Source organism: Gilliamella sp. CG22, from assembly GCF_046635725.1.
GTDB classification, from domain to species: Bacteria; Pseudomonadota; Gammaproteobacteria; order Enterobacterales; family Orbaceae; genus Gilliamella; species Gilliamella apicola_I.
In genome coordinates this window covers 38,589-64,037 of record NZ_JBIDFK010000005.1, presented here as the reverse complement: position 1 = coordinate 64,037, position 25,449 = coordinate 38,589, and the positions used below count along the sequence as shown (strand labels likewise).

The window sequence follows — 25,449 nt, the reverse complement described above, 5'->3', positions numbered from 1 at the left end:
TATATTTAACTGATAAAATTGGTCAGTCTGATTCTTTTATTTAGTGATTTGCTGTTTTTTCACTACGCGATAATCCAATAATTCCCGATCGAACCATTTCGACAATATGACAAGTTTCACGTATCGACGCTAAGAAAGAATCTAGTTTTTCACTTGTACCCGATAATTGAACAATGTAATGCGTTGCGGTAACATCGACAATCGAGCCTCTAAAAATATCGGCACAACGTTTAACTTCATCTCGTGCATCAGACCCTTTAGCAGCCACTTTCACTAACATAATTTCTCGTTCAACATGAGGCCCTTCGGTTAAATCATGTACACGATAAACATTGACAAGTTTATGAAGCTGCTTTTGAATCTGCTCTAGCACATGTTCATCACCTGTTGTTTGAATGGTCATTCTGTGCATGGTCGGATCTTCTGTCGGTGCTGTCGTAATGGTTTCAATATTAAAACCACGTTGTGAGAACAGACCAATAATTCGAGATAAAGCCCCGGGTTCATTTTCTGTTAAAATTGATAAAATATATCGCATTAGGTTCTCTCCGTTTTACTCAGCCACATTTCGTTCATTGCTCCACCACGTATTTGCATTGGGTAGACATGTTCAGTTGCATCGGTCATGACATCAATAAAGACTAATCGATCTTTAATTGACAAGGCTTTTTTAAGTTTTGTTTCCAGATCTTCACGCTTGGTAATGACCATACCAACATGACCATAAGCTTCCGCTATTTTTGCAAAATCAGGCAATGATTCCATATACGAACAAGAATGTCGCCCAGCATAAATCATATCTTGCCACTGTTTAACCATGCCTAAAAAACGGTTATTCAGATTTAAAACAATAACCGGTAAACCATATTGTAAAGCGGTAGAAAGTTCTTGAATATTCATTTGAATACTACCATCACCGGTTACACATACGACACATTGATCTGGAAAAGCAAGTTTCACCCCAAGCGCAGCCGGAAGACCAAACCCCATGGTACCTAGACCACCAGAAGTAATAAAATGACGAGGTTTATCAAATGGATAATACAAAGCAGTAAACATTTGATGTTGACCTACATCAGTAGTGACAAATGCGTTACCTTGAGTCAATTTATATAAAACTTCGATTGCTTCTTGTGGTTTGATGCTTTCACCTTCATGACTATAAGCTAAACAGTGACGTGAACGCCAATGATCAATTTGTTTCCACCAATCCACTAAAGCATCAAGATCACGATCAGCTTGCAATTCATTAAGTTCGGATAACATCGTTTCAACCACTACTTTAGCATCACCCACAACAGGAATAGTGGCAGAAATTGTTTTTGAAATTGATGTTGGATCAATATCAATATGTATTATTTTTGCTTTCGGACAATATTTTTCAACATTATTGGTTGTTCTATCATCAAATCTGGCACCAACAGCAAATATTACATCGGCATTATGCATCGCCATATTGGCTTCATACACCCCATGCATTCCAATCATGCCTAAATAGTGTTTATCTGTACCAGGAAAAGCACTTATCCCCATTAATGTTGACGCAACAGGGAGATTCAATTTTTCGGCTAAACGTTTAATTGCATCACTTGCACTGGCGCTAATTACTCCGCCACCAATAAACAAAACGGGTTTTTTAGCTGCCAATAATGTCGTTAATGCTTTTTTAATTTGTCCTTTATGTCCTTGAATAGTTGGATTATATGAACGCATTGAGACAGATTTAGGATAATGGTAATTATATTTATTTGCAGGATTAACAATATCTTTTGGCAGATCAATCACAACCGGGCCAGGTCTACCTGTTGACGCAATATAGAAAGCTTTCTTAATAATTTCAGGAATGTCTTTACTGTCTTTTATTAGAAAACTATGTTTGACTATCGGGCGTGATATACCGACCATGTCGCACTCTTGGAAGGCATCATTGCCAATCAAGTTACTTGCTACTTGACCGGAAATAACAACCAATGGCACAGAATCCATGTAGGCAGTCGCAATACCAGTAATGGTATTGGTCGCTCCAGGCCCTGATGTTACGAGTACAACACCAACATCACCTGTAGCCCTAGCATAACCATCAGCCATATGTACAGCGGCTTGTTCATGACGAACTAATATATGCTCTATGCCACCTAAAGTATGAATTGCATCGTAGATATCAAGAACACTACCACCGGGATAACCAAATATCTGTTTTACTCCTTGATCAATCAAAGATTGAATGACCATTTCTGCGCCTGACAGTTTTGCCATCGTTGTTGCCTCCAATATTACAAATTAGTCATTTATTTTGCATTAACTACTACATTAAATCAATAAACTGTATAAGGTTATTAATTTTCTTTATACGATAACAGCGTAAACAAATGCTAATAAAAGTCAATATAAAACATATTGTTAAAAAATTTAACGCAAAATATAATTTTTGTGTTTTATTGTTATTTTTATGTTTTTTCTATACACTTTGGAAAAGTCTATTTAAGTCTTATCTAAACCCGACATATTATTCCTAAAAGGTATTATCATGAGCAATTATTCTTTGGAACCTATCTCGCTTACTGATTGGCAATTAGTAAAAGTGACAGGAGAAGACAATCTTAAATATTTACAAGGTCAAGTGACTATTGATATGAAAAATCTTTCCGAGCACTCAGCATTGTTTGCTGCTCATTGTGATGCTAAAGGGAGAATGTGGAGTAATCTATTATTATTTATGCGCGGTGCTGAGATATATTATTTATTGCGTAAAAGTGTTGCAGAAAAGCAAATTACCGAACTAAAAAAATATGCTATTTTTTCCAAAGTGACGATTGAAAAGGAACAAAATTTAAATATGTATGGGATTATGGCTGATGCATTACCAGCGCAAATACTATCAAAATTCAATGATGATAATTGTGTTAATGATAATGACACTACTTATATTAAATTAATGTTACCTCAACCCCGAATCATTGTCATTACACCACAGCCTATTGAAAGTCATTTACAACCAAGCAATAAATGGTTACAACTTGATTTAGAAGCAGGCTATGCCATTATTGATAGTGAAAATACAGAAAGTTTATTACCGCAAGCGTGTAATTTACAACTCTATAATGCCATTAGTTTTGATAAAGGTTGTTATTGCGGACAAGAAATGGTTGCTAGAGCGCAATTTCGTGGCACAAATAAACGTGGACTTTATCTATTATCTGGCAAAAGTGATGTACTACCTATCATTGGTGATACGATAGAATATCAAATAGAAGGAAATTGGCGAGAAGGGGGGAAAGTGTTAGCAGCACTAAAACTTAATCAAAATCATGATGTGTATGTACAAGTAGTACTACCTAATGGTATAGATATCAATACTGACTTTAGAATTAAAGGACAATCAACAAGCAAGCTAAATTTTCATTGATTAATTAGTTGCTATTAATCATTCCAATTAAAAACGATATCGATTTTTCAATTTATATTCATTAAAATTAAACAATTTGAATTGATAAGAATAGCTAGAATATAGATAAATATATTCTAGCTATCAATGAAATCTTTAATTATCCCTTACCTAACTCTTGATAAACAATTTGCACAAAATAGTTTACACCCGTTGTTAATAGCTCATCACTAAAATTATAAGCAGGATTATGCAAATTTGCTCCTTGCCCTGCACCTAACCAAACATAAGCACCAGGAACCTTTTGCAACATAAAGGCAAAATCTTCAGATCCCATTGAAGGAGGAGGATCAATCGTTACATTATCATCGCCCACCACTTTTCTTGCAGCGCTAATGGCTATATCCGCCTGCTTAGCATAGTTTATGGTAGCAGGATAACGGCGCTGATAATTGACTTCCGCTTTGGCGTCAAAAGTTGATGCGATGCCCTGTGCTATCTGTTTGATTCTTGATTCAGCCATGTCCTGAACATCGGAACTAAATGCTCTAACCGTTCCTCGAATTACAGCTTGTTGAGGTAATACATTCCAAGTATCACCACTATGAATTTGTGTTACGCTGACAACTAAGGAGCTAAGAGGATCGGCATTACGGCTCACAATACTTTGTAATCCATTGACGATTTGTGTTGCAGTTAAAATTGTATCTTTACCCAGATGCGGTGCCGCTGCATGTGAGCCAACACCTGTCACATTAATTTCAAAGACATCATAAGATGCCATTATTGCACCGTGATTAATATAGAAATGATTTAATGCCATATTGGGCTGATTGTGAATTCCATATACTGCTTCAATAGGCAATTTATCAAATAGCCCATTTTCCGCCATTACACGGCCACCCCCTTCGTTTTCTTCGGCTGGTTGGAAGATGACAACTACCGTTCCACTAAAATCACGATGCTGGCTCAAATATTTAGCCGTTCCCAATAACGTTGCTGTATGACCATCATGACCACAAGCGTGCATTTTTCCGTGTATTGTTGAACAATAATCAATATTATTCTCTTCGGTAATATCCAAGGCATCAATGTCAGCTCGTAAAGCAATCATCCGCCCTTCTTTATTACCTTTTATGATGCCAACAACCCCTGTGGGTGCAAAGTCAGTGTATAATTCTGATATACCAAATGATTTCAACTTTTCAATGATAAATTGAGTGGTATTAGTTTCTTCAAATGCAGTTTCGGGATGAGAGTGAATATAGTGACGCCATGAGATCATCTCATTTTTTAGTTGTGTAATTGAGTCCATTAATTATTCCTTTCTGACTAATTGATTTACCAGTTATACCTCGAATTAATAGCCACTATAATACGATATCATTCTTAATAAAAATAACTAATTTTACTATGATTATTAATTTTAGTTATAAGTTTCACATTTAAAACTAGTTAAACGCCTCTATTTTCAATCAAACATTAAAACGGCTTTGAAAACAGTATATAACTGAAAAAACTCACACATGGTAATACAAAATCAAATAACCCGACATTAACAAAAACGGACCAAATGGAATTACGGTTATTGATTGCTCACTTAATCCATAACGCAAAATAAGATAATAAACGATAGCTAAAAATGATGAAAAAACTAACAACAAGGGAAGACTTTCATAAGATATCCATGCGCCTAAAGCAGCCAATAACTTAACATCACCCTGCCCTAGTCCCTGTTTTTTGGTCAGCAAATAAAATAATTCTTTAGGGACAATTAATAAAAAATAACCCCAAATAATGCCAGTGATCGCTTTATTTAACGTAATGCCAAACAGATTAAAATAGCCAGCTAAAATCCCTAACCATAGTAGGGGTTGAGTAAATAGATCTGGCAATAAATAATATTTTAGATCTATCATTGCCAATAAGAGAAAATAACACGCTAATATCATTAATAAAACCGTATTTAAAGTCCAGCCTTTTGTCAAAAATAGAATAGCAAAAATAACCGCAAATAAAATCTCAAATACGATATAGCGATAATGAATTTTCCCTTTGCACGCCCAGCATTGTCCCTTCAGTAATAGCCATGAAAAAACAGGAAACAGTTGCCAAAATCTAAGTTGTTTGTGACAATGTGGACAACGAGAGCGATGAAAAGAAATAGCAATTAAATATTCATACCCTGAATAGATAGGCTTAAAACGACAGTAAGCCACATGAATGAAGCTTCCCAAACACATTCCCAATCCAATAATTAACCAAATCATCAATGAATAACATCCCCCAATTGGAAAATCGGTAAATACATGGCAATAATTAAGCCACCAATAATCAAACCTAGAATTAACATCAATAGCGGTTCAAACAACTGTATCATATTATCAGTCAGCGTTTGATGTTGTTCCTGATAATATTCTGCTAGTTGTTTTAGCATCAAATCTAATGTACCTGACTCTTCACCAACCAAGATCAATTGACTGCACAATGGAGGTAATAAACTTTGCTGCTCGATAACAGCACTGAATGAATAGCCTTGTTCAATTCCGGCGATAATTTGATAAATAACATGACGATAATGGTAATTTTGCATAATTGTTGCAACCGCATTCAACCCACTCAATATAGGAATACCTGCTATTTGAGTTATAGAAAGAGTCTGAAATATTTGGGTTAAATGCAAAGTATGAATTAACGAATTCAAGAATGGTAATTTCAATATTAATTTATCCATTTTTGGGGCGTAAGATTTTTTTAAGTGATAATGATAAATAAGCCAAAACAAACCAATCATGCCGACCCATTTCCCATAGTTATTCTGAATATAGTAAGACAAATCAATAATTAATAATGTAAAAAAGGGAAGTTCAGCTTCAAAACTTTGATAAATATCTACAAATTTAGGTAATACTATCAATAACATAATTAGTGTTACAACAACTGACATAAACAAAAGGAATAATGGATAACGCAATGCCTTTTTTAGTCGTTTTTGTAAATTAATTGATGCCTCTATTTGAAAGGCCAATTGTTCAAAACTCAAATCAAGTTGTCCTGTTAATTCCCCTGTTGCAATAATTTCAGCATAAAGTGGTGGAAAGACAGATTGATGTTGAGTTAGTACTGTTGATAGTCGTTCTCCTTTAGCTAGTTGCCCTGCAATTTCCGTCAATAAACATTGCCAATGCTGTTTAGGGTGTTCATGCGCAAGTAAATGCAAAATTTCAAGCAAAGGTAATCCAGCTTTTAGCATGGTAGCCAGTTGTTTTGTCAAGATAAATAATTCAATACGCTTAAAACTACTTGAAAATACATAGTGACCTGCCTTGAATTTTATGGCGATATCACCTTGCAATAATAATTGCCGTCGCGCTTCGTTTTGTGAAGCCGCTATAATTTTATGTTCTATAAAATTGATGTCGTACCAATAATAGAGCCTTTTCATGTTCCACCTAATACTCTATTTATTTCTGCTAAGGTCGTTATCCCTTGCTGTATTAATTGTTCAGCTGATTGCCTTAAAGAAATTTGATTTGAAGGTGTTATAACCTGTTGATTTAAAATTTGGTGTTGAATTTCAGGGGTGATAGTTAAAAATTCATATAACCCTATTCGTCCTGAGTAACCACCTACACAGTTCTCACATCCGATTGCGACATAATGTGGAATCGGCTTTTGTCCTAGCCTAATCAGCTCGCTCGCCACCACTTTACAATAACAACATAACTTACGTACTAATCGTTGAGCGATGATTAATTTAACACTAGCAGAGATGAGATATCGTTCTATTCCCATTTGATTCAAACGTGTTATTGCTTCTATACTTGAATTAGTATGTAAGGTAGACAGGACTAAATGTCCGGTTTGTGCAGCTTGAATGGCTATTTCTGCTGTTTCATGATCACGAATTTCACCAATCATCATCACGTCAGGATCTTGCCTTAACAAAGCACGTAAAATGGTTGCAAAACTTAACCCAATTTTCATATTTACAGATGTTTGATTAATGCCTTCAACCGGTATTTCAATCGGATCTTCCACGCTACAGATATTACAATGAGGCAAATTTAATGTTTTCAGTCCACTATAAAGCGTTACCGTTTTACCGCTGCCTGTCGGTCCTGTAACTAATATTAGTCCTTGTGGGTAATTTAATATTTGTTGAAACTGAGCAAGAGCCCTATCCGTTAATCCTAAATCGTGAATCGACAGCGGTGAATCATGATTATCGAGTACGCGTAACACCACTTTTTCACCATTCATAACCGGTAAGGTTGAAATCCGCATAGCATAACGATCTATTACTAATTGCCCATCCTGGGGTAATCGCTGTTCTGCAATATTCAACTTTGCCATTATTTTCAATCTAGCAACGATTTGCTTTGCCAGTGTTAAAGGAGGAGCCAGTATGGTATGCAATACACCGTCAATCCGCATACGAATGCGATAACTTTGTTGATAAGGTTCAAAATGAATATCCGAAGCACGTTTTTTTAAAGCTCTAAGCAATAATTTATCAATACTGTCGACTAGTTGATCTTCTTGCATGACTAAAACCATTTTATTGTTGCATTAATTTAAAATTTAAAGATATCTTCACATACACTATTTAAGCTTACATCAACAGGATTAGTTACACAGGTACGTGACCAATCAACACTACCATGGGTTATATTCAGCGTCGGTGTCATCGTTACTGTTAAGCCAGATAAGGCATTTTGTCCAACTAATTTAATCATCCCATTTGTGACTGTCACTGAGGTGACATAATTGGTTGATTTAGTCATTGGAATACCATTATTTGCATTATTACAATTTGCTAATCCACCTTGCTCAATTACACATATTTCTACCGCTGTTTTGTAAGCGGTCATGGCTTGTAGCATATCGGTCATGGCTGCTTTTTTTACATAACCTTGATAAGCAGGCAAACCAATTGCCGTTAAAATAGCAATTACTATAATTGCTATCATGAGTTCAAATAAGGAAAATCCCGATTGTTTGTTCATATTCATTCTATGTTATTAAATTGCTAACGAAACACAAGCAACTTTATAGCGTTTAAAAAAAATGAAATAATAACGGTATGCCAAGTATGGAAAAAGGATAACAATAATTGTTTTTCTGATTTCATCATTATTTAAATTATTGGAAGTCAAATCACAAATCAGTCATTTGATAACAAAGTTTTATAAGATAAGGAGTCGATATGTCCTTAAAGATAGTTAATGGTTGGTTACAAGGTGTAAAACAGGTCATTTCACCATTTTATAATGATCGACCAAGTGATAAACCCATTTCATTATTAGTGATTCATAATATAAGCCTTCCGCCCAATCAATTTGGTGGCCCTTATGTAGAACAGCTGTTCACAGGTCAGCTTGATCCAAATGAACACCCTTATTTTGCCGATATCTATCAAATGCAGGTATCAAGTCACCTATTTATTCGTCGTGACGGTGAGATAATTCAATTTGTAGCTTTTGATAAACGAGCATGGCATGCAGGTATATCAGCATTTGAAGGACAAGAAAATTGTAATGATTTTTCAATAGGAATCGAATTGGAAGGATGTGATAGTGAAAAATTTACCGAAGTGCAATATCAACAACTGGCAAAAGTCACCCTTCTACTACAACAAACTTATCCACTTAACAATATCACCGGACACAGTGACATTGCGCCAGAACGTAAAACAGATCCCGGGCCTTATTTTGATTGGCAATATTATAGGCATTTGCTTGCTAACAAAATGCAAGCTAATTTAATTAAAGATCAATTAGAACGAATTGAGCAAGCGTTAAAAAAAATAGATTTATGGCAAGCCTTGCCACCCAGTCAGGATGCTTTTTTAAGTCAACAACCTTTTGCTCTTGATACCATGAAATCATACGAATGGTTACAATGGATTTTTATACCCCGAATTCGAGCTATAATTGATGCAAATTCGGCTATTCCGCCCTTTGCGTTACACCCCTATTTTGAAGAAGCGTTAAAAGAGTCAGAGAAAAATATTGACCATTTGTTAGATCTGATAAAACAACTTGATGAATTGACCCAATCCAAATAGTTAATGATGGCTTAAACATTTGAAAAGGTGATATTGAAAAGATCTGAGAAGTTAATTACCGCGTTCTGCCCGCGGTAATTTAAGAAAAAATACAATTTTTATTTTTTTAGCTTATTTCGATACTCATTGACCGCTTTTAAATGGCTATTATAATTCGTCGTAAACGTATGTCCGCCCTTACCATTAGCGACAAAAAACAGATATTTGGTATCAGCAGGGTGTGCAGCAGCTTCTAACGACGCTAAACTTGGCATTGAAATAGGCGTAGGTGGTAAACCATTAATGACATAGGTATTATAAGGATTAGTCTTATCGGTCATATCAATACGTCTAATTTTACCGGTATATTTATCACCTAAACCATAAATAATTGTAGGATCGGTTTGCAGCTTCATTTTTGCTTTTAATCGATTAACAAAAACAGATGCGACATTCGCACGTTCAGAACTAAGACTAGTCTCTTTTTCAATAATTGAGGCAATAATAAGTAATTCATACGGCGTGCTATATGGCAGCCCACTATCACGATTTTCCCACACTCTTTGCAGGTTATTTTTCATAGTGAGATGAGCACGTTTTAAAATATTAATATCTAAGGTATCGACCGTATAAAGATAAGTATTTGGCGAAAGCCACCCTTCAAGAGGCCCCTCAATACCTAAAATTTTTGCAATATCATCGCTTGATTTATCAACCAAAGTTTGTTGAATGTAAGGGGTATTTTTCATGGTATTTAACCAATCATTGGCTCGCTTCCCTTCTACAAATCTTAGCGTAAAACTGCTTTCTTTCCCTGACACTAATAATTTTAGAAACTCATCAACAGTCATATGGGGTTCTAACTTATATCCCCCTGCTTTAATAGAACTTAATTCAGGATTTAATTTATACAAATAAGGAAGTAGATAAGCCCTATCCATTAAATTTGCTTGATCTATTTGTTCAACTAACTGATGTATTGACGTTCCTTTTTTGATAATAAACACTTTATTATCATCGTTAACATGAATATGCTGTTTAGAAAACTGTTGTAAAAAATAGTAACCCAACGCAAGCGAAGCGGTGACAACTAAAATTATTGCCAAAAACGTGTATAAAAATATTTTTTTAATCATAACTTATTTATCTATATAGTGAACCTTAGCTCGTGTAGTTAAGCGCGTTAATAATTCATATGCACTGATACCTGTATATTTAGCAATTTCTTCTACCGGCAACTCCTTTCCCCAAAAAATGACTTCGTCGCCTGGTTTATCCGAACTATTCAGTCCCAGATCAACAATAATCATGTCCATTGAAACACGCCCCACAATAGGAACACGTCTACCATTAATTAACACAGGCGTATTTTCGGGTATACCGCGAGGATATCCATCACCATACCCCATTGCAACAACACCTAATTTTGTCTCTTTATGACTTGTCCAAATTTGCCCGTAGCCCACAGATTCACCCTTTTTATGCTTTCTTACTGCAATTAGCTCTGACTTAAACGTCATAGCTGGGTGTAATTCGGCAATGGGATTCTCAAAAGGAGAAACGCCATATAAAGCAATACCTAATCGAATCACATCACGATGTGAATTTGGCCAAGCAAGAATACCGCCAGAAGCAGCAATAGATTGCTTATCAAGCAATGATTTACTAGAAATTGATTCAACAAAGTCGTCCAATAGCAAACATTGATTTGACGTTTGATCGGAAGAAAAATCATCAGCAGAACTAAAATGACTGATAATATTTAATGGTTTACGCACAACGCAACAACTTGCTAATCGATTAAATTCACCTTGAGCCTCATCAAACCGAAACCCTAAACGATGCATACCTGTGTCAATTTTGAACCAAGCTGTGATTTGATTTTCAATTTTAATCGCATTTAACGCATCAATTTGCCAACTTGAATGAACCACAGTTTGCAAATTAAAATCAATTAAATCCGTTATTTCATCATGTGGAAAAAAACCTTCCAACAAAACAATGGGGGTAATGATCCCAATTTGCCGTAACAAAAGCGCTTCAGAAAGTCTTGCAACCCCAAAGTAGTCGACCTTATCGGATAATAATTGAGCAATGCCAGCAATCCCATGACCATAAGCATTTGCTTTAAGAATAGCCATTAAGGAGCTATTAGGTGAATTTCGTCTCACATACTCAATATTATGCAGAATAGCTTGACGATTAACATTAACGACAGCAATAGACATTACTTCCAACCTAACTCAGGTAAAAAAAGATATTTTAATTTCTGTTCTAAATAATAACAAATAAAATATGAAAGGTTAATCAAGTTTTAATACAAAAAAACCACACAATCAATAAGTTAATTAAAAAATTCGGGGGCATAAGTAATTTATCCTTTTAAAAAATCATAGGATAATTCGCTTAAAAACGGTATGATCATTAAAGATATTTTTAGAAATCAGCATAATTTTTTAAAGGATATTAGATGATTGATTATAATGCATTTCCTGAACAACGCCAATCTTTTATCCGGCAGCTTTTGACTGAAAAAGGGCGTGTTGTCAGTGCTGATTTAATTAAATTGTTAGGGGTTTCAGAACACACGATTCGTCGAGATTTACAAAAACTAGCCCGTGACGGTGTTTGCAAGCGTGTATATGGTGGAGCAGTTAGCCATTTAAAACAATCAGCCACATTTGAAACTCGTATTAATCAATGTGTAGACGAAAAATCTTCAGTAGCAATAAAATGTGCAAAATTAATCAAAAATAATTCCTGCATTTTTATTGATACTGGTTCCACCTATTTAGCAATGGCAAGTTATATCCCACAAAATTTGACATTAACGATTGTCACCAATTCTCCTCAAATTGCTTCGGTCTTAAGTAGCCGTACCAATGGCGAGCTCATTTTATTAGGTGGCAAAGTTAATCCGTTAACGGGGGGAACAATGGGCGCTGATACCGTTAATCAAATCCGAAATATGGTCTTTGATCAAACCTTTATTGGCGTTTGTGGACTTGACCCGCATGCGGGGTTAAGCGCAGTTTATTATGATGATGCCTGCTTCAAAAAAGAAGTCATTACGCAAAGCAATGAGGTTATAGCCGCAGTGATTGCCGACAAAATGCAACAAGTTGCTCGCTATAAAGTTGCCACTTGTGAAAATATAGATATCATTATCGCTAGTCGAGATAGCAAAATTGAGGGCTTTGAAGATTTTAATCTCAAAATAGAAATCGCTTAATAGATTCAGCTGTCATCAACTCAATCTGAGCATGCCATCATTTGCTTTGCAATTCAATTAGTTGCTTTATCGTATTCATTACCGCACTATCATCATTGAAACCGGTGATAAATTTAGCGACAGCTTTGGTTTCTTCAAATGCATTACGCATTGCAAAACTATACTCCGCTTGTTCAAGTAATTCTATGTCGTTGTAACCGTCACCAAATGCCATGGTTTCATGATAACTTACCTTAAGTAGCTGTTGTAATTTTTTGATAGTATTCCCTTTATGAACATCATGCTGAGTGATATCAATCCATGAAGCTTCAGACACCACAATATAAGCTTGGTTTTCAAAAGGAGTTAAATGCTGTCGAGTTTGTAAACATTGCCCTTTTTCATCATATACAGTGATTTTAATAAAGTCATCACCAATAAGAGCATGATCATCCACTTCAATTATTGTTGCATATGAACCTCGGACTTTAGCTTTTAATCGTTCAGGTAAATGGGCTTTGATGACGGCTCCTTGAGCAGTACAAGCAATGATAACGTGCGCTTTACTAACTGGTTCCAAGGTTTTTATCATACGCTGCCCTAGTTCATTAGGGATGAATGAGCGATAAATAAATTCACCTTTATGTTTTATGGTCGTTGCGCTATCACCGACTATCCAGATTTTGTCGCTGTAATCACCAAAGAGTTCTTCAACCCGTTCACATTGTTTACCGGTACATGCCACAAAATGAATTTGTTGTTCAGCCATGAGTGCATACACTTGCGAAAATAGCTGACGGTCATAATCACCTTGTCTATTTAAAAATGTCCCGTCTAGATCACTTATAATCAATTTAATCATTTTAATATCCTTTCTCATTGCAATTTCATTTAATCAATCAAGATATGATTGATTATGATGTTTTATGATCGATTTAGCAATATTGTAATCGTTCAGGATGAGATCATGATCACAAAAAATGAAGTCATTTAAATTCTATTGATGTTTTTCAATTAGGAAATACTCAATATTATTAATATGTTAAAGTTATTATTAGTGCAAATGAGTTAAAACGAGAATGGATCGATTGATTATTGATAGATCTAAAATTGTCGATGACTTATTTACCGCAATATACACTGTTAAAGTGACGGATCGTACAATAAAAAAAACCGACCATTAAGGTCGGTTTATTTGTTGATTACTGTTTAGCTTCGATATTATCACCCACTAAATCCAAATGAATGGTTTTACCTGGTACTAATTTACCGGACAATATTTGTTGTGCTAATGGGTTTTCAATTTCTTGTTGAATAGCGCGTTTTAACGGTCTTGCACCATAAATTGGATCGAAACCAACTTTAGCAAGATGTTCTAACGCTGCATCAGAAATATCCATTTCATAACCTCGTTCATCTAAGCGTTTTTCAACATGTGCCAATTGAATTCTAGCAATCGCTTTGATGTTTTCTTGACCCAGTGGATGGAAGACCACCGTTTCATCAATACGGTTGATAAATTCAGGTCTAAAATGTTTAGTTACCACAGTCATAACTAATGCTTTCATTTCGTCATAACTAAGCTCAACTTGTCCTTGAATTAAATCAGAACCCAAGTTAGATGTCATGATGATAACCGTATTGCGGAAATCCACTGTACGACCTTGTCCGTCAGTTAAGCGACCATCATCTAAGACTTGTAATAAAATATTAAAGACATCCGGATGCGCTTTTTCCACTTCATCCAGTAAAATCACTGAATAAGGTCGACGCCGTACGGCTTCGGTTAAATATCCGCCCTCTTCATAACCAACATAACCAGGAGGCGCACCAATTAAGCGAGCAACGGAATGTTTTTCCATGAATTCAGACATATCAATCCGTACCATGGCATCTTCACTATCAAACATAAAGTTTGCCAATGCTTTACAAAGTTCGGTTTTACCCACACCTGTTGGACCTAAGAATAAGAAAGACCCAATCGGTTTATTCGGATCAGAAAGACCAGCACGGCTACGACGAATAGCATTTGCTACAGCGACAACAGCTTCATCTTGCCCAATAACACGTTTATGTAAAGCGTCTTCCATGTGTAATAATTTATCTTTTTCACTTTCAAGCATTCTCGAAACAGGAATACCCGTCGCTTTCGATAATACTTCGGCAATCTCGTTATCGGTCACTTTGTTACGCAATAATTTCATGGTTTTACCTTCTAATTGCGTAGCTGTTGCGAGTTTCTTTTCAAGTTCCGGAATTTTGCCATATTGCAATTCCGACATCTTGTTTAAATCCCCTGCTCGACGAGCTTGTTCTATCTCAGTGCGAGCTTTTTCCAACTCTGCTTTGATATTCTGAGTACCCGAAAGTGCAGCTTTCTCTGATTTCCACTCTTCTTCAAGTGACGCATAATCCTTTTCTTTTTCAGCAAGTTCATTATTTAACATCTCAAGTCGTTTTTTACTGGCATCATCCGACTCTTTTTTAAGCGCTTGTTGCTCAAGTTTAAGTTGAATGATACGTCTTTCAAGACGATCTAATGATTCTGGCTTAGAATCCATTTGCATACGAATACTCGATGCAGCTTCGTCAATCAAGTCAATAGCTTTATCTGGCAACATACGATCTGAAATATAACGATGCGATAAGGTTGCCGCAGCCACAATGGCTGGATCGGTAATTTGAACATGATGATGCAATTCATAACGCTCTTTCAAACCACGCAAAATGGCAATGGTGTCTTCAACAGTCGGTTCAGCCACATAAACTTTTTGAAAACGACGTTCCAATGCAGGATCTTTTTCAATATATTGACGATATTCGTCAAGTGTTGTTGCCCCAACGCAGTGTAATTCACCACGAGCTAATGCTGGTTTTAACATGTTTCCGGCATCCATAGCACCATCGCCTTTACCTGCACCGACCATAGTGTGAATTTCGTCGATAAACAGAATAATACGACCTTCTTCTTTAGCGATATCTTTAAGGACAGCTTTCAAACGCTCTTCGAACTCACCGCGATATTTAGCACCAGCAATTAAGGCTCCCATATCCAAGGATAAGACACGTTTATTACGTAATCCTTCGGGGACTTCACGATTCACAATACGTTGTGCTAATCCTTCAACAATCGCAGTTTTACCCACACCCGGTTCACCAATTAACACAGGGTTATTTTTGGTACGACGTTGTAACACTTGTATCGTACGGCGAATCTCTTCATCACGCCCAATAACTGGATCGAGTTTACCTTGTTCTGCACGCTGTGTTAAATCAATAGTGTATTTTTTCAACGCACCACGTTGATCTTCTGCATTTGGATCATTCACGTTGTCGCTTCCTCTTAATTGATTGACTGCTTGAAGAAATTTATCTTTAGTGACACCCGATTTTTTTAGGATATCGCCAAGGCTCCCTTTTTCGTCTAATGCAGCTAATATAAATAGCTCTGAAGAGATATAACTATCTCCATTTTTTTGAGATAATTTATCGCATAAATTTAAAACTTTAATTAAATCTTGAGAAGGGATAACTTCGCCACCGACACCCTGCACTTGAGGTAATCGGTCAATGGATTGATTTAATTCTTGTTGTAAAATGGCATTATTTGCCCCAGCAGCTGCCAATAATGGATTAACACTACTGCCTTCTTGATTAAGCATTGCTGAAAGTACATGGATAGGCTCTATATACTGATTATCTTTACCTAATGCTAAAGACTGCGCATCAGCTAAAGCTTGTTGAAATTTGTTTGTGAGTTTATCTAACCTCATATTATCTATCTCCTTAGCAATAAATTTGGCATAAATGATTAAACACTTATTCCATTTGCATAATGACTAAATGAGTGTGGAAGGAAAAATTTCAAGAGCTTGTCAAGAATTTTTTTACAGATAATAAAAACTGACTAACGTGAAACATTTTAGACCTAAAAATGATAAATTTAAATATATTTACAATCGCATCCTAAATAGAATATCTAGTTTCAGATAATCATTGAAAGGTGACAAATAACTTGATATCTATTATATTAACCGCTTTCTTCTGTTAGGTTAACTAACCGTGGTTCGTGATCCATCCCACGAAAAAAAACTAGGAATGTAAAATGTTAAAAATTGCCAAAGAGTTCCAATTTGATGCTTGTCACATGTTAGACGGGCATAACAAAAAATGTCATAACCTGCATGGTCATACTTACCGATTAGTCGTCGAAATTAGTGGTGAACTCATTAATAAGGGTTCCAGCGAAGATATGGTAATGGATTACGCTGATCTCAAATCCATTGTAAAAAAACATATTATTGATCCACTCGATCATGCTTATCTTTACCACCAAAATAATGTTAATGAATGCCGTATTGCTACCTTATTGCAAGAAATGGATCGAAAAACATTTGCTTTTCCGTGTCGCACAACCGCTGAAGGAATGAGTCAATACATTTTTGATTGTTTATCGAACTATTTACCCATATCCAAGATTAAACTGTGGGAAACCCCAAGCTCATACTGCGAGTATCAACGGGGTTAACTATGCTTGAGTTTCGTATTGTTGAAATCTTCGAATCACTGCAAGGCGAAGGTTATAATACCGGTATGCCCGCCATTTTTATTCGCTTGGCAGGTTGTAATCTAAATTGTTGTTGGTGTGATACCAATTTTCGCCAATATACCCGTTTCACATTAGATCAACTTCTCGACAAAGTGAAACAGTATAAAAGCAAAAATATCATTATTACGGGTGGCGAGCCAACCTTAGTTAAAGATCTATCTAAATTACTCTTCCCCCTTAAACAAGCGGGTTATTTTATTGCTATTGAAAGTAATGGTTTAGGCAAAGTCGACGCTTTAATTGACTATATCGCTCTCAGTCCTAAGTTTTGCTATCAATCACGTTATCAAAAAATAGTTCAGTCAATTGCTAATGAAGTGAGAATCGTTGCTGAAAATCATCCTGACTTCATTTCGTTTTGCCAATATATTGAACAAAATATTCAAGCTAAACGCTATTACTTATCGCCTTGTGAAAGAAATGGCGAGTTTAACATGCATGACACAATCATATTACTTGGACAAATTAATCAAAATCGTATTGAAAATAAATGGTTACTGAATATTCAAACGCATAAATTTGCTAATATTGAATAATTAATCACGAAAAAGCACATCTGTTTACCGTTAACGGCTCATAATTTTGCCCTGAACGATTGTAATGATTATATAACTTAATAATTTAATAAAGTTTTTGTTACGAAAATAAGAATAACATGTTTGAACTTTGCATACTATTAGCCAAGATTAACTTGCTCAAAACATGAAAGATAAATTTTTAATGAAAATTAACTTAACTTCACTAAGTTAAACACGTAAGAATGATTATTTAGCTGGCAGAAGAGAAGTTTTATATTTTTAAGTCACCAAAATAGAATAACTGAGGAACGTCATGATTGGTTTCTTTATTTGCCAGCTAATCTGAGAATGTTTGCACCATTTTTTTAAATATCACTCAAACCAAATCATTGATGCCATTCTTCCTGTTCGGTTTTCTCGTCGATAAGAAAAGAATTTATCTTGTTCTGTATAAGTACAATAATCACCACCAAATATTTTATTTACACCTATTGAATTCAAACGTTGTTTGGCAATTAAGTAGAGATCGGCCAAATATTTTTGCTCTGGTATATTGATTAATTTAAATGCACTTTTTGCTTCTGGATCGATGACCTCAAATTGTTTTTTTATTTCTTCCCCTACTTCATATTTTTTGGCACTTATGGCCGGTCCCATCCAAACCATAATTTCGGATGGTTTACAGGAGAATTTTTTAACGGTTTCTTCTAAAATTCCATTGCACAATCCTCGCCAACCCGCATGCGCTGCCGCGACCTCATCGCCTTTCGAAGAGCAAAATAATAAAGGCATGCAATCGGCAGTTAACACAACACACACTTGCTTTGCTTGATGAGTATAAGCCGCATCAGCTTCAAATATTTGTTTATTATTAACGATTCCAGTGGGGGGTTGTAATTTTATTTGTGAAATATCAAGGGCGACAGTACTATGAGTTTGATTAAGCCAATAAGGTTCGCTGGGTATCTGTTCAGCGGTAATTAAGCGTTTTCGGTTTTCTGCAACATCATTTATATTATCACCGGTACGCCCTCCCATATTTAAACTTTCAAATGGCGGCATACTGACACCGCCCATTCGTGTTGTGGTCAACGCTCGAACATTTTTCGGCGCAAACCAGTAAGGATAAATCGATTTAATCATTTTTCTTTCACCAATCCAGCTCATGTTTATATAATTCTGTATCTTCTTGTAATGCTTCAACTAGTCTTTGCATATCTTCTGGTATAGGCGCATGCCATTCCATTTGCTCACCCGTTATTGGATGATATAACCTTAACATGGTTGCATGTAATGCTTGCCTATCAAATTCTCGTAATGTGTTAATAAGTGTTTCGCTGGCCCCTTTTGGTGGTCTTGGACGTCCGCCATAAAGAGGATCACCGACCAAAGGATGAGCAATATGTGCTAAATGTACTCGAATTTGGTGTGTTCGTCCAGTTTCTAATCGTAAACGCAATCTTGTATGCAATCGATATTTTTCTAAAACACGATAATGTGTTACAGCAGGTTTTCCTGTCGGAAACACAGCCATATGAGTTCGTTTGGTAGGGTGTCGGGTAATCGGCTGATCTATCGTTCCTCCCGCCGTAATAATACCCATAGCTACCGCCTCATACTCACGGGTTATTTCTCTTAATTGTAGCGATTCGACTAAATGCGTTTGGGCAACAATAGTTTTAGCAACGACCATCAAACCTGTCGTGTCTTTATCCAACCGATGAACAATACCTGCACGTGGAACGCGAGCAATTTCAGGGCAGTAATGTAATAACGCATTTAATACTGTGCCATTTGGATTACCTGCACCTGGGTGAACAACTAAATCTCGTGGTTTATTTATCACTAAAATATCATCATCTTCATAAACAATATCTAATTTAATATTTTCTGGTTGATGATAAGTCTCTTCTTCAATCTCAGCATGAATAATAATTTTTTCACCACCCAATACTTTCTCTTTGGGTTTATTAACTATCACATCGTTTACTAATACTTTATTATTGATAATCCAGTCTTTAATTCTTGAGCGAGAATAATCGGGGAAAAGTTCTGATAATGCTTGGTCTAAACGCATCCCAAGTTGAGTTGACTCAATTTGATTTGATAATTTTAATTCTTGCATATGTAATTTATCTATTTTAAGCTGATATGTTTTAGAGTATTATATACTAATCATAACGGTTATTGTTTATTTTTTGGATTGGAAACTGAATGAAATTACGCTTACACTCGTTATTGGCTATCGCATTAAGTGGTGTGCTTATTGGTTGTACATCAACAAAGCCTGATGTTGAAAATGTATCAGAGGTTGAACTCCATAGTAAAGCACAAGATGCACTTAATAGTGGTAATTTAAAATCAAGTATTACTGTTTTAGAAGCATTGGATAAAAGTTACCCTTTTGGTCCCTATTCTCAACAAGTTCAACTTGATTTAATTTATGCATATTACAAAACTGCAGATTTACCACTAGCTGTAGCCTTAATAGACCGTTTTTTAAAATTGAATCCGACTCATCCAAATGTTGATTGGGTGATATATATGCGTGGCCTATCTAATATGGCTCAAGATGACAATATGATTCAAGGTTGGTTCAATGTTGATCGTTCAGATCGCGATTCCCAATATGCGATCACGGCTTTTAAAGATTTTTCCTACCTCGTTTCCAGTTTTCCATCAAGTTATTATGCCGCTGATGCACAAAAACGCTTAGTTTTTTTAAAAAATAGAATAGCACGTTATCAGTTAAAAGTGGCTGAATTTTACACCAAACGTGGGGCGTATGTCGCTGTCATTAATCGTGTGACACAAATGCTATCCCTATTTCCCGATACAGATTCAACAAAATCTGCTCTATTGTTAATGCGCAATGCTTATCAAGAATTAGGGTTAACGGCAGAAGTCGAAAATGTTGATAAACTCATTCAAGCTAATCTTGAAAATATGCCCAAAGAGCAACAAAAGTCATTCTTTTCACGGTTTACTAGCGTCTTTAATGGCGGCTAATTAACCATTAATCACTTTATATCCAAATTTGTATAAAATCGAGTATGGCTATTTAATTGTTTAAATAGCCATATTAGTATTTTATCATCAAGAAACATTGCCTCGTTACCTTCTGACATATAAATAACGGTATACTCCATGATCATCATTTATATTTGTTAATGCTTTTGTTAGTTCTTGGGTAAGTTTAGTTGATAAAGTTGTATCCGATGAGGATAATGTAAAATCTGGCTTTATAATTTGTTCTTCGACATATTGTATAAATTGAAGAAATTGATCAATATCTTTTTTGGATAAATATATACTTTTTGCCATCATCATATTAATAAGCTTATTGTTAAACTCCAAAATAATCGTTTGATATAGCACTACGGTACTTTTATACATTATTACTGTTTTTAATGCTGACCATTGAAACGTTTGATTCAATGTTTTATGGTCATCAATACTAATCGAATATGAATTGAGATTAATCGTCATTTTTTTACGAAGCAAGCGAGCAATACATATAGCAAATAGAAAGATAGAAAATAATTCCGGAACAAGCAGTCCAACAATAAAAATGACCTCAAAGTACCGGTTGGGAATCATCGGCATGATCGCATCAGAGAAAAATAAATACATGAGACAACCAAGGACTAAAACACCAAAGCAACAAATGAGTATCATTAAATTTTTAAATGAGCGCTGAGTAAAACAACGAAATTCAAATGTACGATTTTCCATAAGCTATTCCTTATATTTTTTTAGAAATATATCTTAAGTTTTTTTTAAATACTTTGAGAAGAAAAGATTTATTTCTTTTTATTTATATTGTTAACTTTATTGTGTTTAATTCATATAAATATTGGTATCAAATCATTCTTCTTGTTTCTTACATCGTTTATAAAACGTGCCAATAGAGTTACCAAATTATTTTTTATTAGCAATAATAGATAGGACATATATTCATCACGTAAGAACAATATTGCCTAGATGAAATTGAAGCCCAAAAAGTCGATAAATTTATTTAAGCCAATATCAAAAATATACCGGTTGAAGAGAAAAATCATTCTTTCTCGCATCTTAAGTGTGTTTAATGGTGGTTAATATATTGACCAATTAAAAGACAGTTAACGTTTATCAAAACAGTTGATGGCTATTTAACCATTCAATAGCCATTGTTTTATCACTAATTTATAAACAACATATGCGCATTAGCTACTTTCTGATATAAAGGTAACGATATTCTGGTACTACTTCAACATGTAATACGAGTGGGGCTATTAATTCATCTATTTTAGATGATAAGGTTTTATCCACCGAAAATAATGTAAAATCTGGCTTGAGAACTTGTTCATGAAGATATTGTATAAATTCGTAAAATTGCCCGATATCTTTTTTGGATAACAGTGGAATTATTCCCTTTACTGTCAGCATCTTAATACGCTCATTGTCAAATTCCAGGATAAGTGTTTGATTAACCCAAATAGGTTTTTCGAGTTTAATCATTATTACTTTTTGTAATGCTGAAAATTGAAACATTTGATTCAATTTTTTATGGTCATCAATATTAATCGAATATGAATTGACATTAAACGTCATTTTTTTACGGAATAAACTCACAATACTTATAGCAAACAAAACACCAGAAAGTAAGCTCAACACAATGATTCCACCAAAAAAAATCACCATAAAATATTGTTTGGGGATCAAAGGCATGACAGCATCAGAGGTAAATAAAAAAATGAGACAACCTGTGACAAATAAAGCAAAGCTAATAACTAATATAAGTAAAACAATAAATGAGCGACGAGTGAAACAACGAAATTCAAATGTACGATTTTCCATAAGCTATTCCTTATATTTTTTAGAAATATATCTTAAGTTTTTTTAAATATATTGAGAAGCAAAGATTTATTTCTTTTATTTTGTTAACTCTATTGATTTTAATTCTTATAAATATTGGTATCAAATCATTCTCCTTGTTTCATATATCGTTTGTAAAACGTGCCAATAACCAATACAATTAGCAAATTATTTTTTATTAGCAATAATAGATAGGACATTAATTCGTCATGCAAGAACAATATCGCCCAGATGAGATTGAAGCCAAAGTTCAACAACATTGGCTAGAGAACAAAACATTTCACGTTACTGAAGATGCATCTAAAGAGAAGTATTACTGCTTGTCAATGCTTCCTTATCCTTCAGGTCGTTTGCATCTTGGTCATGTCCGTAATTATACAATCGGTGATACGATCTCACGTTATCAACGTCTAAATGGTAAAAATGTATTACAACCAATAGGTTGGGATGCTTTCGGTTTACCCGCTGAGGGGGCGGCAGTAAAAAACAATACCGCACCAGCAAAATGGACTTACGAAAATATTGCTTACATGAAAAAGCAATTACAATTATTAGGTTTTGGTTATGATTGGGATCGTGAAGTCACCACTTGCCGACCAGAATACTACAAATGGGAACAATGGTTTTTTACTAAACTTTATGAAAAAGGTTTAGTTTACAAAAAGACTTCAGCAGTTAACTGGTGCCCTAACGATCAAACTGTACTGGCGAACGAACAAGTCGTTGAAGGTTGCTGTTGGCGCTGTAATACCCCCGTCGAGCGTAAAGAGATCCCACAATGGTTTATCAAAATTACTGACTATGCCGAAGAGCTACTCAATGATTTAGATACGCTTGAAGATTGGCCAGAACAAGTTAAAACAATGCAACGAAACTGGATTGGTCGTTCTGAAGGGGTCGAATTTGATTTTGCTGTAGAAAACTACAATGATAAATTGCGTGTTTATACAACCCGCCCTGATACCTTAATGGGCGTAAGTTTTGTCTCAGTTGCCGCTGAGCACCCACTAGCACAATTAGCAGCGAAAAATAATCCGAAAATTGCTGAATTTATTGCAGAATGCAAAAATACCAAAACGGCAGAAGCCGATATGGCAACAATGGAGAAAAAAGGCATCGCTACTGGATTTTATGCTATTCACCCGTTAACGGGTAATAAAGTGCCGGTATGGATTGCCAACTTTGTCTTAATTGAATATGGCACTGGTGCTGTGATGGCAGTACCGGGACATGATGAGCGAGATTATGAGTTTGCATCAAAATATAATCTGCCAATTAAACCAGTTATCTTAAATCAAGATGGGCAAGCTCCTGACCTGTCTGAAAATGCTTATACTGAACATGGTAAGCTATTTAACTCGGGTGAATTTGATGGACTTAATTTTGAGCAAGCATTCAATGCGATCGCCGACAAATTGACTGCATTGGGTATTGGTGAGCGTAAAGTCAATTATCGCTTGCGTGATTGGGGTGTTTCCCGTCAACGTTATTGGGGCGCACCAATTCCAATGGTCACCCTTGAAGATGGAACCACCATTCCGACGCCAGAAGACCAATTACCGGTTATTTTACCTGAAGACGTCGAAATGAATGGAATAACCAGTCCAATTAAAGCCGATCCAAATTGGGCAAAAACGACTGTTAATGGTCAAGCGGCATTACGAGAAACCGATACCTTTGATACCTTTATGGAATCATCATGGTATTACGCACGTTATACTTGTCCGCACTATGACAAGGGCATGTTAGATGAAAAAGCAGCGAATTACTGGTTACCTGTCGATCAATACGTTGGTGGTATTGAACATGCCATTATGCATTTACTTTATTTTAGATTCTTCCATAAATTAATGCGTGATTTTGGCTTAGTCAGTTCTGATGAACCAGCTAAACGATTACTTTGTCAAGGTATGGTACTTGCTGATGCATTTTATTATACCAGTCCAACAAACGAACGCATTTGGGTATCACCGACCGAAGTCACCATTGAACGTGATGAAAAAGGTCGCATTTGTAAAGCAATCGACAGCAAAGGCAATGAACTTGTGCATGCAGGTATGACTAAAATGTCGAAATCGAAAAATAACGGCATCGATCCACAGGAAATGGTTGAAAAATATGGTGCTGACACAGTTCGATTATTTATGATGTTTGCCTCGCCTGCTGATATGACGCTTGAATGGCAAGAATCAGGTGTTGAAGGGGCTAACCGTTTTATTAAACGTGTTTGGCGTTTAGTGTATGAATATGCACAGCAAGGTAAAAGTGTCAAATTAGATGTGACTCAATTGAATGCTGAACAAAAAACATTGCGTCGTGAACTTCATAAAACCATTGCCAAAGTCAGTGATGATATTGGACGTCGACAAACATTTAATACGGCAATTGCTGCTGTCATGGAGTTTATGAATCGTCTACAAAAAGCACCTTTAGAAAACGATCAAGACTATGCATTAATGAACGAAGCTTTAAACGCGATTGTTCGTTTACTTTATCCAATGATTCCGCATGTCTGTTTTATTATGTGGCAAGCATTAGGACATAGTGAATCAATCGATGATGCAACATGGCCGATTGCTGATGAATCAGCGATGATTGAAGATGAAAAACTCATCGTAGTACAAATTAATGGTAAAGTACGGGGCAAATTCACTGTACCTGCTAATGCTGAGCAAGATTTTGTTGTAGAACAAGCTAAACAAGAACCTAATATACAAAAATATTTGGCAGATGTGACTATTCGTAAAGTCATTTATGTACCAGGTAAATTATTGAATTTGGTTGTTGGTTAATATTGTTAATAACGAAAATTGGTGGTAA

20 protein-coding genes, 3 pseudogenes and 1 riboswitch are annotated in these 25,449 nt (G+C 35.5%); of the genes and pseudogenes, 8 read left to right on the top strand and 15 right to left on the bottom strand.

What is annotated here, in order from left to right:
- Positions 1-40 precede the first annotated feature (40 nt).
- Together ilvN and ilvI are read right to left on the bottom strand one after the other, a co-directional pair.
- Entirely contained in the window at positions 41-538 is a 498-nt protein-coding gene (gene ilvN, locus ACGH46_RS06130) for an acetolactate synthase small subunit (RefSeq protein WP_267352487.1), read from the bottom strand.
- On the bottom strand, positions 538-2,256 hold the full coding sequence (gene ilvI / locus ACGH46_RS06125) for an acetolactate synthase 3 large subunit (protein ID WP_411604770.1): 1,719 nt from the start codon (positions 2,254-2,256) through the stop codon (positions 538-540). Before ilvI ends, ilvN begins: the two co-directional genes overlap by 1 nt.
- 271 nt (positions 2,257-2,527) lie before the next feature.
- Here ilvI and ygfZ point away from each other — a divergent pair, with 271 nt between their 5' ends.
- Positions 2,528-3,406 (top strand): tRNA-modifying protein YgfZ, encoded by an 879-nt coding sequence (gene ygfZ / locus ACGH46_RS06120; protein WP_411604767.1) that lies wholly within the window; start codon positions 2,528-2,530, stop codon positions 3,404-3,406.
- A 139-nt stretch (positions 3,407-3,545) separates the two neighbouring features.
- On the opposite strand, the gene ACGH46_RS06115 is transcribed toward ygfZ, so the two are convergent.
- The 5 genes and pseudogenes from ACGH46_RS06115 to ppdD all read right to left on the bottom strand — a co-directional run bounded on the left by ACGH46_RS06115 (position 3,546) and on the right by ppdD (position 8,394).
- Entirely contained in the window at positions 3,546-4,700 is a 1,155-nt protein-coding gene (locus ACGH46_RS06115) for a M20 aminoacylase family protein (RefSeq protein WP_411604764.1), read from the bottom strand.
- A 205-nt stretch (positions 4,701-4,905) separates the two neighbouring features.
- Positions 4,906-5,655 carry a prepilin peptidase gene (locus ACGH46_RS06110; protein WP_411590548.1) on the bottom strand — a complete coding sequence of 250 codons (750 nt, stop codon included), beginning with the start codon at positions 5,653-5,655 and terminating at the stop codon, positions 4,906-4,908.
- Entirely contained in the window at positions 5,655-6,830 is a 1,176-nt protein-coding gene (gene hofC, locus ACGH46_RS06105; protein WP_411604762.1) for a protein transport protein HofC, read from the bottom strand. The genes ACGH46_RS06110 and hofC overlap by 1 nt, the downstream gene beginning before the upstream one ends.
- Positions 6,827-7,918: pseudogene (locus ACGH46_RS06100) on the bottom strand (GspE/PulE family protein); the annotation flags it as partial. The pseudogene ACGH46_RS06100 and the gene hofC, both read right to left, overlap by 4 nt.
- 44 nt (positions 7,919-7,962) lie before the next feature.
- Complete coding sequence (gene ppdD / locus ACGH46_RS06095) at positions 7,963-8,394, bottom strand: prepilin peptidase-dependent pilin (RefSeq protein WP_411604759.1); 432 nt, start codon at positions 8,392-8,394, stop codon at positions 7,963-7,965.
- Between the two features lie 200 nt (positions 8,395-8,594).
- Between ppdD and ampD the strand changes: the two are divergent.
- A pseudogene (gene ampD, locus ACGH46_RS06090) lies at positions 8,595-9,137 on the top strand (1,6-anhydro-N-acetylmuramyl-L-alanine amidase AmpD); the annotation flags it as partial.
- Entirely contained in the window at positions 9,138-9,455 is a 318-nt protein-coding gene (locus ACGH46_RS06085) for a YqcC family protein (RefSeq protein WP_411596887.1), read from the top strand.
- A 98-nt stretch (positions 9,456-9,553) separates the two neighbouring features.
- Here ACGH46_RS06085 and mltG read toward each other — a convergent pair whose 3' ends face one another.
- Both mltG and alr read right to left on the bottom strand, forming a co-directional pair.
- Entirely contained in the window at positions 9,554-10,567 is a 1,014-nt protein-coding gene (gene mltG, locus ACGH46_RS06080) for an endolytic transglycosylase MltG (protein ID WP_411590563.1), read from the bottom strand.
- Positions 10,568-10,573: 6 nt separating this feature from the next.
- Entirely contained in the window at positions 10,574-11,662 is a 1,089-nt protein-coding gene (gene alr, locus ACGH46_RS06075) for an alanine racemase (protein ID WP_411604756.1), read from the bottom strand.
- 242 nt (positions 11,663-11,904) lie between these two features.
- Here alr and ACGH46_RS06070 point away from each other — a divergent pair, with 242 nt between their 5' ends.
- The gene (locus tag ACGH46_RS06070; protein WP_411604753.1) at positions 11,905-12,666 is read left to right on the top strand and encodes a DeoR/GlpR family DNA-binding transcription regulator; all 762 of its coding nucleotides are present in this window, start codon (positions 11,905-11,907) and stop codon (positions 12,664-12,666) included.
- Between the two features lie 37 nt (positions 12,667-12,703).
- On the opposite strand, the gene ACGH46_RS06065 is transcribed toward ACGH46_RS06070, so the two are convergent.
- Positions 12,704-13,507 (bottom strand): Cof-type HAD-IIB family hydrolase, encoded by an 804-nt coding sequence (locus ACGH46_RS06065; RefSeq protein WP_411604752.1) that lies wholly within the window; start codon positions 13,505-13,507, stop codon positions 12,704-12,706.
- A 340-nt stretch (positions 13,508-13,847) separates the two neighbouring features.
- A complete protein-coding gene (clpB, locus tag ACGH46_RS06060) occupies positions 13,848-16,418 on the bottom strand; it encodes an ATP-dependent chaperone ClpB (RefSeq protein WP_267352474.1) in 2,571 nt (856 codons plus the stop codon).
- Between the two features lie 283 nt (positions 16,419-16,701).
- Positions 16,702-16,747, top strand: a riboswitch (PreQ1 riboswitch).
- Between the two features lie 3 nt (positions 16,748-16,750).
- Between clpB and queD the strand changes: the two genes are divergently transcribed.
- Positions 16,751-17,173 carry a 6-carboxytetrahydropterin synthase QueD gene (gene queD, locus ACGH46_RS06055; RefSeq protein ID WP_411604749.1) on the top strand — a complete coding sequence of 141 codons (423 nt, stop codon included), beginning with the start codon at positions 16,751-16,753 and terminating at the stop codon, positions 17,171-17,173.
- A 2-nt stretch (positions 17,174-17,175) separates the two neighbouring features.
- Positions 17,176-17,790 carry a 7-carboxy-7-deazaguanine synthase QueE gene (locus ACGH46_RS06050; protein ID WP_267352472.1) on the top strand — a complete coding sequence of 205 codons (615 nt, stop codon included), beginning with the start codon at positions 17,176-17,178 and terminating at the stop codon, positions 17,788-17,790.
- Between the two features lie 354 nt (positions 17,791-18,144).
- Here the strand turns inward: ACGH46_RS06050 and pgeF are convergent, their stop codons facing one another.
- Positions 18,145-18,912, bottom strand: a complete 768-nt coding sequence (pgeF, locus tag ACGH46_RS06045) for a peptidoglycan editing factor PgeF (RefSeq protein ID WP_411604910.1) — start codon at positions 18,910-18,912, stop codon at positions 18,145-18,147.
- 10 nt (positions 18,913-18,922) lie between these two features.
- On the bottom strand, positions 18,923-19,897 hold the full coding sequence (rluD, locus tag ACGH46_RS06040; protein ID WP_411604746.1) for a 23S rRNA pseudouridine(1911/1915/1917) synthase RluD: 975 nt from the start codon (positions 19,895-19,897) through the stop codon (positions 18,923-18,925).
- Positions 19,898-19,986: 89 nt separating this feature from the next.
- Here rluD and bamD point away from each other — a divergent pair.
- Positions 19,987-20,709: pseudogene (bamD, locus tag ACGH46_RS06035) on the top strand (outer membrane protein assembly factor BamD); the annotation flags it as partial.
- 177 nt (positions 20,710-20,886) lie between these two features.
- Here the strand turns inward: bamD and ACGH46_RS06030 are convergent.
- Together ACGH46_RS06030 and ACGH46_RS06025 are read right to left on the bottom strand one after the other, a co-directional pair.
- A complete protein-coding gene (locus ACGH46_RS06030; RefSeq protein ID WP_411604743.1) occupies positions 20,887-21,507 on the bottom strand; it encodes a hypothetical protein in 621 nt (206 codons plus the stop codon).
- Positions 21,508-21,981: 474 nt separating this feature from the next.
- Complete coding sequence (locus tag ACGH46_RS06025) at positions 21,982-22,611, bottom strand: hypothetical protein (RefSeq protein WP_411604740.1); 630 nt, start codon at positions 22,609-22,611, stop codon at positions 21,982-21,984.
- Positions 22,612-22,838: 227 nt separating this feature from the next.
- Between ACGH46_RS06025 and leuS the strand changes: the two genes are divergently transcribed.
- On the top strand, positions 22,839-25,421 hold the full coding sequence (leuS, locus tag ACGH46_RS06020; protein ID WP_267380744.1) for a leucine--tRNA ligase: 2,583 nt from the start codon (positions 22,839-22,841) through the stop codon (positions 25,419-25,421).
- The last annotated feature ends 28 nt before the right edge of the window (positions 25,422-25,449 follow it).